This window comes from Streptomyces sp. NPDC058371, from assembly GCF_042723265.1.
Taxonomy (GTDB): Bacteria; Actinomycetota; Actinomycetes; order Streptomycetales; family Streptomycetaceae; genus Streptomyces.
This window is the reverse complement of record NZ_JBHXJC010000022.1, coordinates 1-13748: the sequence shown is the minus strand read 5'-3', so window position 1 is coordinate 13748 and position 13748 is coordinate 1. Positions and strand designations below refer to the sequence as shown.

Annotated in this window: 12 protein-coding genes; 5 read left to right on the top strand and 7 right to left on the bottom strand. The window is 67.9% G+C overall.

What is annotated here, in order from left to right:
- Window positions 1–971: 971 nt before the first annotated feature.
- From ACFWM2_RS37915 to ACFWM2_RS37905, 3 genes are all read right to left on the bottom strand, one after another.
- Complete coding sequence (locus ACFWM2_RS37915; protein WP_383290115.1) at window positions 972–1952, bottom strand: threonine/serine dehydratase; 981 nt, start codon at window positions 1950–1952, stop codon at window positions 972–974.
- Between the two features lie 425 nt (window positions 1953–2377).
- Complete coding sequence (locus ACFWM2_RS37910; RefSeq protein WP_383290112.1) at window positions 2378–2899, bottom strand: lamin tail domain-containing protein; 522 nt, start codon at window positions 2897–2899, stop codon at window positions 2378–2380.
- Window positions 2900–3470: 571 nt separating this feature from the next.
- The gene (locus ACFWM2_RS37905; protein WP_383290109.1) at window positions 3471–3929 is read right to left on the bottom strand and encodes a nuclear transport factor 2 family protein; all 459 of its coding nucleotides are present in this window, start codon (window positions 3927–3929) and stop codon (window positions 3471–3473) included.
- 577 nt (window positions 3930–4506) lie between these two features.
- Between ACFWM2_RS37905 and ACFWM2_RS37900 the strand changes: the two genes are divergently transcribed.
- Both ACFWM2_RS37900 and ACFWM2_RS37895 read left to right on the top strand, forming a co-directional pair.
- Window positions 4507–5712 (top strand): MFS transporter, encoded by a 1206-nt coding sequence (locus tag ACFWM2_RS37900; protein ID WP_383290107.1) that lies wholly within the window; start codon window positions 4507–4509, stop codon window positions 5710–5712.
- A gap of 107 nt (window positions 5713–5819) precedes the next feature.
- Complete coding sequence (locus ACFWM2_RS37895) at window positions 5820–6257, top strand: glutaredoxin domain-containing protein (protein ID WP_383290370.1); 438 nt, start codon at window positions 5820–5822, stop codon at window positions 6255–6257.
- A gap of 138 nt (window positions 6258–6395) precedes the next feature.
- On the opposite strand, the gene ACFWM2_RS37890 is transcribed toward ACFWM2_RS37895, so the two are convergent.
- A complete protein-coding gene (locus ACFWM2_RS37890; protein ID WP_383290104.1) occupies window positions 6396–8618 on the bottom strand; it encodes an MMPL family transporter in 2223 nt (740 codons plus the stop codon).
- 263 nt (window positions 8619–8881) lie between these two features.
- Here ACFWM2_RS37890 and ACFWM2_RS37885 point away from each other — a divergent pair, with 263 nt between their 5' ends.
- Both ACFWM2_RS37885 and ACFWM2_RS37880 read left to right on the top strand, forming a co-directional pair.
- A complete protein-coding gene (locus tag ACFWM2_RS37885; RefSeq protein WP_383290101.1) occupies window positions 8882–9670 on the top strand; it encodes a TetR/AcrR family transcriptional regulator in 789 nt (262 codons plus the stop codon).
- Window positions 9671–9789: 119 nt separating this feature from the next.
- Entirely contained in the window at window positions 9790–10338 is a 549-nt protein-coding gene (locus ACFWM2_RS37880) for a YciI family protein (protein ID WP_383290098.1), read from the top strand.
- A 103-nt stretch (window positions 10339–10441) separates the two neighbouring features.
- Here the strand turns inward: ACFWM2_RS37880 and ACFWM2_RS37875 are convergent, their stop codons facing one another.
- Together ACFWM2_RS37875 and ACFWM2_RS37870 are read right to left on the bottom strand one after the other, a co-directional pair.
- Window positions 10442–11284: a hypothetical protein gene (locus ACFWM2_RS37875; protein ID WP_383290095.1), complete on the bottom strand. Its 843-nt coding sequence runs from the start codon at window positions 11282–11284 to the stop codon at window positions 10442–10444.
- A gap of 55 nt (window positions 11285–11339) precedes the next feature.
- On the bottom strand, window positions 11340–12212 hold the full coding sequence (locus ACFWM2_RS37870) for an alpha/beta fold hydrolase (protein ID WP_383290092.1): 873 nt from the start codon (window positions 12210–12212) through the stop codon (window positions 11340–11342).
- A 119-nt stretch (window positions 12213–12331) separates the two neighbouring features.
- Here ACFWM2_RS37870 and ACFWM2_RS37865 point away from each other — a divergent pair, with 119 nt between their 5' ends.
- Complete coding sequence (locus tag ACFWM2_RS37865) at window positions 12332–12640, top strand: hypothetical protein (RefSeq protein ID WP_383290089.1); 309 nt, start codon at window positions 12332–12334, stop codon at window positions 12638–12640.
- 49 nt (window positions 12641–12689) lie between these two features.
- Here ACFWM2_RS37865 and ACFWM2_RS37860 read toward each other — a convergent pair whose 3' ends face one another.
- Window positions 12690–13190, bottom strand: a complete 501-nt coding sequence (locus ACFWM2_RS37860; protein WP_383290086.1) for an RICIN domain-containing protein — start codon at window positions 13188–13190, stop codon at window positions 12690–12692.
- Window positions 13191–13748 lie beyond the last annotated feature (558 nt).

Genomic DNA, 13748 nt, shown 5'->3' with positions numbered 1-13748 from the left:
CTTGCAGGCGGCGGGAGTTATTCATGCGATGCCCTCGCGGCCAACGCTGGTTGGTGTCGGACTACCCCTGACAGGCGGCAGCCTGCTTGATCAGCTCCCCACAGCCTCCACCTCATCGAAGCCCTCGCCTTGGACGGTCGCATGAGCCTCGCCCGGCCCGGGACATGCACGCACACACCTCCGCTTCGACCGTCCAACGTCGGCTTCACCGGCTGAGACTGACCGCCGGAGCCGAAATCGCCACCTTCGTCGACCGCTGCCAGGTCTGTCTGGAGATCCAGGCGCTGTTCTTCATCCAGATCTGCCCCACCTTCCCTGGTCGACGCCGTCAGGATGCTCACGGTCCGCACTCCGGTCCCCGACAACCTCATCCCCGCCGTCGCCGTACCCCCACACCGACGATGTCTACCGCCTGCTGGCCGAAGCGCTCCCATACTGCCCGGGTCCCGCCACGCCCGCGTCCACCTCGTCACCGCGTCCATCAAGGAGAGCGGCATGACCTTCCACGACGGCTGTTGGCTGCCCGTCGAGCCCTGAACCACGGGACAGCGGACGCAACGGTGTCCGGACGCCGAGGTGTTCCTTGTCTGCGTGCCGGAATCCAACGGCCCACGTGACCGCGGTTGCAGGTGCCCGTCGTTGCTATGCCTGGCCGGCCCGGAACCCACCTGCCCTACACCGCCGTTGATCAGGCAACTGCAGCGTGCCCTTGCCGTACACCCGATCACCGCGGTCCAGAGCGAGTACGCGACCCGGTCCCGTGATCTCGAGGGGGACCGTCGCGGACTGCCTGCGCCAGCTGGGGGCTCCGGTGGCGTACGCGCCGCTTGGGGGGATTCCTGACCGGCACGGTGGATGTGACCACCCTGCCGGCAGGCGATGCCCGTACACCGCTCCCTCTCTTCCAGACCACTGCCACTGCAGCGATCGCGGACCGGGTCCGTTCGATAGCGCCTGGTTGCGAGCAGGCGTCAAGACCTGCGGCTGGGAGCCGCACCGACCCAGCGGTGATAGGCGTCCATATCGACATTGCTGCCGCACAGGATGGTCACTACGTGCCGGCCGGCGAAGCGGTCACGGTCTTCGAGGATCGCTGCGATGCCGAGCGCGGCCGACGGTTCGACGACGAGGCCGGCGTGCTCAAGGAGTATCCGCATACCCGCGACGATCGACGCCTCCTGGACCAGCACGGCGTCGTCGGCGACCAGGAGGAGGTCGTCCAGGACAGCCGGGATTGGGCGTCGGCCGGCAACGCCGTCAGCGATGGTGTTGGTCGAGTCGGTGGTGACGACGCGCCGTTGGCGCCAGGAGTGTGTCATCGCCGGCGCGCCCAGCGGCTGGACGCATATCACCTCGACTCCGGGAGCCAAGGCTTTCACCGCATGACCCACCCCGGTGGCCAGCGCTCCGCCTCCGAGAGCAACCAGGACGGCGTCGAACGACGGCACACTGTCCGCCAGTTCCAGGCCGATGGTCGCCGCACCCTCGCATGTCTCGATGTCCAGGCTGTCTTCGACCAGCCGGACGCCCTCGTACCGCGCGATGGCCGCAGCCCGCTCGCGAGCCAACTCGTGATCGCCGTCCACCAGTTCAAGTCTGGCGCCCAATGCACGGATGCGATCAAGCTTGGCCACGGTCGCGAAACGGGATGCCACGACGGTGACGTCGAGCCCGCGGCGACGACCGGACCAAGCGAGGGCTTGGCCAAGGTTGCCCGCGCTGGCGCACACCACGGCTCGCGAGCCGGCATCGGCAAGCAGACTCGCGACTACCTCGGTGCCGCGGGCCTTGAAGCTGCGCACCGGGTTCGCCGTTTCGAGCTTGACGCTCACCGTGCACCCGAGGTCGGGTTCCAGCGCCTCGCAGCGATACAGCGGAGTGTCGAGAAAAATCGGGTCGATTACTCGGCGAGCTGCCCGGATCCCCGCAATGTCGAGGCGCGTTTCCTGCACGACACAGCAGCGTAGCGCCACCGGCACGGTTCCGTGCAGCGCGTCGCCTTCGGCCGGCGGGCCCGCACCGTCAGCGCGCGGACTGCAACTGGTCGGAAGAACATCGCGCTGCCGGACGGCCGCCCGGCAGACATGTGTAATAAGCAGTTGGCCGACCGCCCCTCACACCTGCTGCGCCCCTGACTTGGGCCGATCCCCGCCGACCCCGGACCGTCTCACTCCCCCGCCGCGAGACCCCCCTGGCCGGCGCTCGAGCTCCCATATGGGGATGGTGCGCACGGTCGGCTTGAGCCGGCCGTGCGCACCATCAGTTACCTGCTGCGGGCGCCCATTCCGCTCGTCACGGGGCGGGCAGTTGCCTGGCGTAGCGGACCGCCATCGCCCGGCCCACGAGCTGATGTTGACACGCGCGCGCAGGTGTCCGCTCAGCGGTTGTGGTGACCGTGGTGGCCGCCGTCGTGGCCGTCGTCGTGGCCGCCGTGGTGGCGGCCCCAGGACTGGGAGTCGACGAGCCGGCCGCGGTCGTTGGCCAGGGTGGCGGTGTCGGAGCGGTTGTCCCATACGTAGTTGCGGAGGCCCTGGAAGAGGTCGCTGTGGGAGTTCCGGCCGAAACCGGTGTGGACACGGACGGTCGCGTGACCCTCCAGGCGGTAGTGACGGAAGGTGTAGGTGTTGCCGTCCTTGTCCTCCGACAGGGTCCAGCCGCTCAGATTGACGGCCCTGCGCGAGGTGTTGTGGATGTCGACCCACTCGTTGTTCAGGGAGCGGCCGCTCCGGTCGTCATGCCCGGGCGAGTCGTACTGCACTCCGCTGATCTCCACCTGCTGCCGGTGCTGGCGCCGGTCCTGGTCTGCGGAGGCCGACGCGGCCGCCGAGCCGACGAGAGCGCCGGCCGCAAGGACAGTCGCGAGGAGACGGCGGGCGGTATCCGGCATGGAAGCAGACATCAATGCCCCTCATTTCGAGAGCTCGCAGACCCTGCCAGTGCAAGCACTGCGGGTGCTGCTTTGTGCGGGTCCCGGCCCGTTGGCCGAGAGCCCGCAATCTGCCGCACCGGACCGACCTGTGTGCATGAAATGTGAATGACGTTACCGATCACCCGCATTTCCGTGACAGTTACCTGCATAGTCCATTTACTGGGTAAATGCACCAGGTTGACGTCCCCTCGCTCACACAACCGCGTCAGCCCTGGACCGGTCTCCTCATCCGCCAGTCCGCGCCACCTCGCCACTCACGGACCCTTCACTCGAAAGTGGGTAACACCGCGTCACCGACCTCGCCCCCACGCCCACTGGCAGGGGGCAGTGCCTTGCGAGTTTCGGTAGACCGGAGAGCCTTCGGCAGCGGCGCCACTCAGCCGACGACTTCCACAACGCCCGACAACTGCTGCGGACGTGTAGCGCCGCATCGACCGCGATCCGGCCACAGCCCAGCCGCCAGTACGGCGTTGGATCTGGGCACGGGAACCGGTGTCCTCGATCCTGGGTCTTGTGGCTCCCTTCCGGGCCGCCCGCCCGCTCACGGGGCGCAGGCCTCGGCTATCGACAGGCTGTTCTCGTAGAGGTGGTGCCGCGTGATCCGACCGTCCCCGACGCTGAGGTGAAGAGCGAACGGGCCCTCGAAGGGCTTTCCCGTCGCGCGTACGGTCCCCGACACGTGCCCCATCAGGACGGCGTCGGTGCCATCGACCAGGAAGGTGTCGACGGAGGCGCGCGCGTCCTCGGGCACGGTGTACTCCATCAACTCCGTGAACTGGGCCGCACATTCGGCGGCGGTGGACCTCGGGCGGATCCACGGGACGGCGGGGTTCTCAGCGAGCAGCCAGTCGACCTCGTCGGCGAAGAGCGCGACGAGGCTCCCCGTGTCCCCGGCCACCCGGGCGGCAAGGAACTCCTGGACGACGGCCCGGGTGGCCTCGGCGACGGACATCGCGCTGGTCGCTGAACTCACCGTGGCGGCAGGGGTTTTGACGGACATGGCACTCTCCTCGCGGCTACAGCCGGCTCCCGGCGGGGGTTCCCGTCGATGTGCTTGATCCTGCCGGGAACGGAGGGCATGGTCGATTACCCCGGGAGTCATGGCCCGGTCGCTACGTTGCGGCTGATGTCCGACAACAGTTCTCGTTTCACGTCGACGACTGCGACTGCGGCTGCGGCTGCGGCCGACCTGTCGCGTGAGCGTGCGTTCGTCCGTTTCGGACTGTCGTTGTGGAAGGTGACGCCTGGGAAGGCCGCTGCTTGACCGGTGAGCAGTCAAAGCGTCGGCATCCCCACATGACACGGCCGCAACGCAGACGTCGGCGCGACTGATACGCCGATCGGGCCTGGACATGACCCGCTGCGGATGCCTACGCTCGCCGGGTGCGAACGGCTGAGACCAGCCGGAACTACGAAACCGTACGAGAGACTTCTGCCCGGTGATGGAGTCGGCGTGGGGTGTGTGTCCCCGCTCCACGCCAACACTGGACGGTTCCAGGCGATGACCACGGGTCGGTAGATTTGGGCGCCGACGACCCAGGATGGTCCGCCCCGCCGGGCAGCGAAGGGGACGCGCCGTGTCGTCGGCGCCTTACCGCAGTCTGCTGCGCACTCCCGGCGCCGCAGCTTTCTTCCTCACCGCCACCGGTGGCCGCGTCGGCATTGCGATGACCAGCCTCGGCATTGTCTGGCTGGTGCACGGCCGCACTGGCTCCTATGCCTCGGCCGGTTTGGTGAGCGGCGGCTTCGCCGTGGCCGAGGCCCTCGTCGGGCCTCAACTGGCCCGGTTGATCGACCGCTTCGGCCAGACCCGGGTGCTGCCGCCCACGCTGCTCGCCCACGCCGCAGCGGTCACCGCGCTGCTGGTCCTGGTGGCCGGTGACAGCCCGAGCGTGCTCATGACGGTGGGCGGGGTACTGGTCGGCGCCACCATCCCACAACTGGGCGCGTTGTCCGCGGCCCGCTGGGTGGCGCTGCTGCGCGAGGAGCGACCGGCAAAACTGCCCAGTGCCTTCGTGCTGGAGTCGCTCGGCAACGCGCTGGGCTACCTGGCCGGTCCGCCCCTGGTCAGCGTCCTCGCAGCGAGCGGGCATCCGGCGCTGGGTACCGTACTGGCGGCCGCCTTGGTGGTGGCCGGTGGAGGGTCCCTCGCCGCGCAACGCCGTACCGCGCCGCCGCCGTCGACGTCTGGCGCCGCCGAGCGCTCCCTGGCAGATCGCTCGCTGCTGCGGCCCGGCTTCGCGGTACTGGTCGGTCTCAACCTTGCCATCGGCGTGTACTTCGGCGCCGTGCAGGTCTCGGTGTCGGCCTTCGCGGTCGAGCACAACGCGGCAGCCGCAGCCGCACCGATCTTCGCGGTATCGAACTGCGGCGGCCTGCTGGCCGGATGGCTGTACGGACTGCGTCGATGGCGTACGGCGCCGCGGACGCAGCTGGCAGTGGCCACAGCCGGACTGGCCCTTGGCAGTCTGCTGCTGCTCACGGCCGGCTCACCGCTGGCGCTGGGGTCCGTGATCGTGTTCACCGGTGCCGCGGTTCCACCCGTCTTGGTGCTTCTCTCGGTGCTGGCCGAATCTGCCGTCCACCGGGCCGTTCTGACGCAGGCGTTCACCTGGCTGAACTCCGCCAGTGCGGCCGGCTCAGCCGGCGCGGCGGCGGTCTCCGGCCGGGCAGTGGATGCCTTCGGCGCACACGGCGGCTTCGCGATCGCCGCCACGGCAACCACAGCGATGGCCGTACTGGCCGCGGCCGGCCTGCGCGCGGTGCACAGGCCGCGGCGCTGAAGGTGGAAGCACACGGTCAGTGCCTGCTTCTGACGCCGGAACACCAAATCGAGTTACGCCCGGCCTGGTTCGAGGAGCATTTCTGCACACCGATAGCCTGCGTCATCATGATGCGCGCTTGGATCTTGCCGATGCTGCTTGTGCTCTGCGGCTCAGTCGTCGCGACTGGTCTGATCTTGAGTGGGAGCACCGGTGCAGCCGCAGCACTCCTGATGCTGTTCGTGCTGCTCGCAGGCGTGAACTCGCCTCTGATCTTCCCGAGGTCAATCGGTGCGCTGGAGGCGCAACGCCGCAGCTCTGTCGACGGTCGGCCGGTCGTCTTCTGGCGGTCTGGCTGCATGTACTGCCTGCGCCTGCGCATCCGATTGGGCCGTACCGCCCGCCAGTTGCATTGGGTCGACATCTGGCGCGATCAGGCTGGAGCAGCAACGGTGAGGGCGGCCAACGACGGCAATGAGACTGTGCCGACCGTATTCGTGGCTGGCCAGCCCCACGTCAACCCCGATCCTGTATGGGTGCGCGAACAGCTCTCCCCTCCCGCGTGACCGGGAGGCGGTGCCTTATCGGAGAAGGGTCTGCAGTTCCTGACAGGTCGTCAGCCGGTTGGACGCCACCGAACCTCCGTCTGCGCCGTACGACGCGGACGGAGGTCAAGAGACACGCTCAGGCTTGCGTCGAGTTCTTCACGTACGCGACTCCGCAACGAGCTCCGGCGCGGCTGCGGACTCGGCCGCGGGGCCTCCTTCGCTGAGACCGAACCGCTCGTGGAACTTGCGCAGGAAGCCGGGGGCATACCAGGCCGAGCGGCCGAGGAGGCGCATCGCGGCGGGTACGAGGATGCCGCGTACGGCGACGGCGTCGATGAGGATGGCCAGTCCGCTGCCCAGGCCGAACATCTGCATGAAGCTGAGCTCGGCCGTCCCGAAGGCGAAGAAGCTCACCGCGAGCAGGCAGGCGGCAGCGGTGACGATACGTCCCGTGTGCCCAAGTCCGTTGGTGACGGCGGACTCGTTGTCCTCACCCTGGTCATGGAGTTCTTTGATGCGGCTGGTGACGAACACCTCGTAGTCCATCGAGAGGCCGAAGGCGATGCAGAACATCAGCACGGTCATGGACACCTCCATGGGCTGCGCTGTGAAGCCGAGCAGGGAGGAGAGGTTGCCGTTCTGGAAGATCCAGGTCATGACGCCGAGAGTGGCTCCCAGGCTGATCGTGTTGAGGAGCAGCGCACGCAGCGGCTGCACGACGCTGCCGGTGAACAGGAAGAGGAGGAGGAAGGTGGTGACGGCGACCAGGCCGACGGCGATCGGCAGGCGGCCGGCGATGGAGTCCTTGGAGTCGACCAGTTCGGCGGCGACTCCGCCCACCAGGGGGTGTGACTTGGCGGGCGGTGCGATCGCTCGCACCTCGTCGACCAGGCTCTGGGCCGCGTCCGACTTCGGCGACAGGGTGCTCACCACGCTGATCTGCTGCGCGTCGGGGCGGCCGAGGGCGCTGTTGCCCGGGTCGGTCGCCGTGGGCCGACCGCCGGCGTAGGTTCCCGTGCTGGTCTCGACGCGGACGACGCCCTTGAGCCCGGACAGCTCGACCGCGTACGACTCCAGTGGGGCCTTGCCCACGGGGTTGTCGATGACGACGTGGAGGGCCGCGTCGTCGTTGCCGTTGAACTTCTCCCCCAGTACCGACGACACCTGTCGGCTCTCGGCGTCCTCGGGCAGCACGCGTTCGTCCGGTGTGCCGAAGGTGATGCCGAGGAGCGGGCTCGCCGCCAGCAGCAGGACCGCGAGCACCGGCAGCGCGGTGAGCGCGGGCCGCCGCATGACGGTACCGGCCAGCCGTCCCCAGAAGGGTGCCCGGGTTCCGGAGCGCCCAGGCTTCGCCCACGGCAGCCGCCCGCTGTTGACCCGGTGCCCCAGGACGACGAACAGGGCCGGCATGACGAACAGGGTGCTGACGGCCGCGATGACGACGACACCGACCCCGGCATAGCCGAACGAGCGCAGGAAGTACTGCGGGAACACCAGGAGTGCCGCGAGCGCGGCCGCCACGGTCGCGGCGGAGAACGCAACCGTACGGCCCGCGGTGCTCACCGTCCGCCGGACGGCGTCGTCCACGCTCGCCCCTGCCGCGAGCTGCTCCCGGAAGCGGCTGACCATGAGCAGGGCGTAGTCGATGCCGAGGCCGAGGCCCAGGGCTGTGGTCAGGTTGATCGCGAAGACCGAGACATCGGTGACGCTGCCGAGGACGAAGAGCTCCGCGAACGTGCCCGCGATGGCGATGGTGCCGATCGCCAGCGGCAGCAGGGCTGCGACCAGGCTGCCGAAGATGAGCAGGAGCAGTACGAGCGTGAGTGGCACGGCGATGGACTCGGCCAGGACGAGATCTTCGCCCGACTGTGTGCCCATCTCGCTGGTCACGGCGGCGGCGCCGCCGGCCTGGACGGTGAGTGCGCCCTCGTACGGTCCGGTATAGGCGTCGATGACGCTCTTGGCGTTCTCGTCCCGCTCCAGGTCGTCGCCCTTCACATGAGCGAGCACCATGGCTTCGCGGCCGTCCTTGGAGCGGAGGTCGGGGCCGGCCGTGTCCCAGTACGAGATCACGTTCTCGAGGTTCTTTTCCTCCTTGAGGTCGGCCACCAGGGCGCGACCGCTCTGCTGGGCGACCGGGGCGTCGATGCGGCCTTCGGAGACACGGACCAGCAGGACCAGGTTCGTCTCGCCGCCGAACTTCTCATCGATGGCCTCCGCGGCCCGGGTGGACTGGGAGGCGGGGTCGTCGTAGCCGCCTCCCAGCAACTTGCCGAACGCGCCGGCTCCCAGGACACCCATGAGGGTCACAGCCACAACGGCGACGATGAGTACCAACTTGGACCGGCGAATCGCCAGGTCGGCTATGCGTTCAAACACGCACGATCTCCTTTGGTTTCCTTACGGTGAAAGCGACGCGAAACGGCCGCAGTTGACCCGCAAGCGGGCCGGCGCGGTGCTCCGCGGAGTCCCTTCACCCCGTCAGAAGCAGGTGCGTGTCGCACTCTTCGTCGCCGTGAACGACGTTAGTGAGACGGCAGAAGATTTGGCAGTGTTAGATTTTTCAGACACCCGCGCAGTCTCCGGGTGGTTCACAGCGGCGACCGTCGTACGGCCGCTGCATTCCCGTAGAGGAACACGCCATGGCCCCGACCTCCCTGCGCGAGCGACGCCGGGCCGCCGCCACGCAAGAGATCCTCGACGCCGCCGAGCGCCACATCACAGAGCACGGGCCCGCCGCCCTGTCCCTGCGAGCGGTCGCCCGCAGCCTCGGAATGACCGTGCAGGCGCTCTACCACTACTTTCCGAGCCGCAACGCCCTCGTCACGGCGCTCGTCACCAAGGCATACGACGACTTGGCCGACGCTGTGCAAGCCGCCGTCGACACCGCGGCGGACGACTCGGCCCTGCCGCGTCTGGTCGTCGCGGCCGAGGGCTACCGCCGATGGGCCATCGCCCATCCCGAGCTCTTCCAGCTGCTCTACGGAACGCCGCTGAGGGACTACGCGGCACCCGCCGAAGGCCCGACTACCCGGGCGACCCGCCGGATGAGCTCGATCTTCGAGCGCGAGATGTTCGGCGGGTTCACCGCGGCACAACTTGCCGCGGCCGACGCCCCCGCGCTGTCGCCCTCACTCCGCGCATACCTGGAACAGCTGCCCCACTACGGCCTTGGGAATCTGCCAGCCCCCGCGACGGCTCTCCTGCTGAGCGCGTGGGGACACCTGCATGGCCTCGTCGTCCTGGAGGTGTTCGGACACACCTCGTTCCTCGGTGACCATCAGGCCGAGGTCTTCCGCACAGCAATGCGCAACCTGCTCGAGGACGTCCGTCGCCGGATCCTCGTACACGTGAGCACGCCGCATGCGGCTGACCGAGCCGATCCGCTTGAAACGAGCGAGCCGGAGCCACATCCGCGAAGCGGGCCGTGACACAGGTCCCTCAGCGGGAAGGGGAGTCCAAGCGACGCTTCCTTGTGCACAAGGCTGCCGAGCAGTGATCGCAGTGGAACCCGCTCGACGAGTCGCCTCCTTGAAGAGATCCTTTGAACATGGAGTTCCTCTGCTATCACCGCGACCGGCCCGACTCCGGACGGCTGCGCCACGACCTGCTCGAAGAACACTGGTCCTACATGGACCGGTACGCGAAGGAGATGATCGCCCGGGGCCCGACCTTCGCCGACGACGGCGACACCCTCAGCGGAAGCGTGCACATCGTCGACCTGCCGGATCCCGGCGCCGCCCGCGCGTTCGCCTTCGACGAGCCCAACTACCAGGCCGGCGCCTACCGGGACGTGTTGCTGCGCCGGTGGCGCAACATGCTCGGGCGCACCATGTGGGAATTCCCCGGTGGCCCGAGCGACGGCAACCGGTACCTGGTGCTCGGCCTCGGCGCGGGACGGGCCGCCGACCTCACAGTGCCGGCCGACCGGGACGAGCTGATCGCCTACGGACCACTGCTGTCCGACAACGGCGAAACCTGGCTGGGCACAGCTGCGTTGGTCCGGGCGCCCGACCCGGACACGGCCCGCGCGATCTTGACCGCGGACCGGTACGCCGACATCGAGGTTCACATCTGGCAGTTCGGCGGGCGGAGGTGACGGCCGGGGACATGACGGCGCGCGTTGTCGCCTGAGCCCATCGGATCGCTCAGCATCCTTGTGAGGCAACGGAAACCACAGATGCATGGTGGGGAGAAGGGCACTACTCGGCGTGGCGCCGCAGCACCTCCAGAGCCTGTGAGAACGCGGAGTCGTGGGTGCCCTTGGCGATCACCTCAGGGAAGTTGCCTGTGCGGATGTCAGGAGGGATGCCCTCGCCGTCGAAGGTCTTGCCCGATGGCGTGAGGTACTCGGCTGCAGGTCGCCGAACGCCTGACCGGCCGCCCGTACGTGGCCTACGCCAAGCGGGCACGCAACGACCCGACCGACTCAACTCGCCACACCGCCCGCAGCCGGTGGGGCCGTTGGCGTCGTATCCGCCGATGCCGGAGATCCGCAGGTAGCCGGTGCCGTCCGGCAACTGGGCGTAGCCGATGCGACCTCTCGCGAAGGTCTGCAGTCGCATCCCTGCGAGGTCGTGCCGCTCAACGAAGCCCTGCGACTGCTGGTCAAGTCCGGGGCCGGGGACCACGGTGCCGGGGCGGCTCTGCCCGAAGCCCCCTGTGTCACCGGCGTCGATACCCGCATGCGCGTCGTACAGCGGCAGCACCATCTCCCGTAGAACGGCGAAGAATTCGTTGTCCGGCATCCCTTCGTAGACCCTCGGACGGTAACGATCCCTGACTGCCCGCCAGTCGATCTTCTTGGCTTCGAAGAAGGGATAGTTCTCCTCGCACGTCTGCCAGAAGACGTCGAAGGTCGCACGCGCTCCCGTCGGAGCGCCCTCGGTGCATTTGGCGGGCAGTGCCGGAAGGCGCCGCAGCCTGCGGTCACCGACCGAGCCGTCGTAGTGCAGGGTCGCGCGGGCTCCGGCTGACCCGGTATCCGGCTGACTGGCCCAACCACACGGGGCAAACCCCACCCCAAGGTCGTCAGTGAGCCGCATCCGAGCACCGGGAATCGGACGAACACCGAGCGAGTAGCGAGGACAGGGGCGACCGTCAGCCGGCAGCGTCGAGGACCTCGCGCAGCCTGCGCGCGAAGGCTTCAGGCTGCCCGGCGTAGCCGTGCTCGCCGCCCATGAAACCGCTGTGGTGGCTCGGGAAAATCGTCGGTTGACGATCGAGCAGCTTGGCCGCCGCCACTGAGGTGCGTCCAGTGATGTTGTCCAGGGACTCTTCGCCCACTGCGATCACCACCCGCGTGCGCGCGGCGATCAGCGCGGCGGCGTCGGGCCGGTAGCTGCTGACTGCCCAGGACCGGTCGGAGAGCAGCGGGTCGTCGCGGGAGCCGTCGTCCTCGGTCGGCATCCCGAACTCGGCGGGATCCGGAGCGGGCTGGGCGAAGTAGTCATCCGTGAATTCGCCCTGCCACGACGCCATCATGATGAAGGCCGCGAAGCCCGCGCCCGAGCCCTTGGCCTCGTACGCGTCCCGGACGTCGGCCCGGGCGCGCTCAGCGGCCTGGGCGTCGGGAAGCAACGGAATGATCGGCGGCTCGTGCGCCACCAGGGTCGTCACGTCATCGGGGAACGCCGTCACCAGGGCGAGCGCGGTGACCGCGCCGCCGCTGCTTGCGAACATCTCGACAGGACCAGCGCCGAGCGCCTCGATGATGGCGTGCACGTCGCCGGCCTGGGTTCCGGGCGCATGGTCGACCCGGCCGTCCTTGCGGGTGCTGCGGCCGAGGCCGCGCGGGTCGTAGGTGACCACGGTGCGGTCAGGGAAGTGCGACGTCAACACGCGGAAGCCGCTGGCGTCCATTGGCTGGCCGATCATGACCAGTGGTGGGTGCCCATCCGCGGTCGGCAGCGGGCCGTGGATGTCGTAGACAAGATCGGCTTCGGGGGTCTCGAGCAGTAGCTGCGTAGTCATAACCGTGTAGACCTCTTCCGCGTCGAGAACTCATCGGTGGATGCTTCGCGGATTGGGATGGGTCTGGGAGTTGGATTGCTGTTGCTCGTCGGGGCATTCGACGAGGCACTCTCCCTCGCGTGATCACCGAGGCCGCGCTGCACGGCCTGGCAAACCTGGACGCCGACCGCAGTGGGATCCCCGAAGCGATCTGCTGTGGCAGGTTCGTCCTGCCCGGTGATGCCGGTACGGCGGAAGGGGCGGCGCGATCGCGGGATCCGGGCCTGGGCAAGGCGGTACGCGAGCAGGCCACCGCCTCCCCCGTCCGTGCGGCCCAAGATTTCGGCGCCTGGGGTCATCCCGTCATGGCAGCCCGTGTCATGCCGTCAAGCGCGAACCCATATCTGAGTCACGCCGACAGCCAATCCGGCATGTCACAGGCCCGGTAAACGAATGTGGTGACCGCGCCGGTCCCCGAGTGCAAGCTGAGCAACCCCGTCAGAACCAGCTCTGGAACTTCGACGAATTGCACGGGTACGTACGCAGGCCGAACTCGCTGTCATCCAGACACTTGCCCGTTGCCTGATTCTTGAACTCAAGTGTCCCATCATTCCATTTGCGGACATACCAGCTCTGAAATATCCCGTTGTTACAGGCGTACATGCGCAGCCCGTGTTCACTGTCATCTATGCACTGTCCACTCATCGCACTCTTCAGTTGTCGCGTGCCATCGTTGTAGACGTGCACATCCCACATGATGTGAAGCGTGGCCGGCTCACAATCCGCGGCATAGTGCCCATTGACGCCACGGTCGTCGATGCACTTCCCGGTCGCCTGGTTCTGGAACCACTGAGAAGCCTGTGCCGAAGCGCTGGCCGGCGTGCTCAGCGGCAGAACCATCGTGATCGCGGCTCCTGCGCCCACGGTGGCCAGTCTGCGCATGATGCGTCGAGACTTTGAGCCGAGACTGATGTGTGCGGAAAGACGTTCTCTGGCCATGTTCGCTCCAACGGATTGGCGGATCTGTCACCAGTCTCGGCTGGGCTGTCGAATAACGCGATCTCTTCGATGAGGGCCGAAGTGATCGAACCAACTGGGCTCGCCACGGCAGGATTGCAGGCCACGTCCGACCCAGCGGGCCGTCAACGCCCCTCGGTGGCATCACCGTCGAGCCGGCAGCCACGGGAACCGATCGTCCCGAGGCGGACTGACCACCAGGACTCACCTCGCTGCCGTGCAGGGGAAGAAGCCACTGCCTTTCGTGAACACAGCCGGGCAGTGGGGCGACGCTCCGCGGTTCGAGTCGGTTCTAGTCAGTTGGAGTCGGTCTCTGGAGGCGATTCGGGGTGCTCCGGCTGAGCCGTGGGCGGCCCCCGCAGGCAGCTTGACGTCCGCTAGGAAACGACCGTACTGGTCGCAGTCCTCAACGAGCGGGCTGTGACCAGCACATGTCCACAGACTTTAGCCTCGAAGTTTCGTGACGGTCCGCCGATGGAGTTGGTGGGCCGTTTTCGTGCCGTGGGCTGAGGCTGTGCAGGCCGAAGGCCCGAGTGTCGC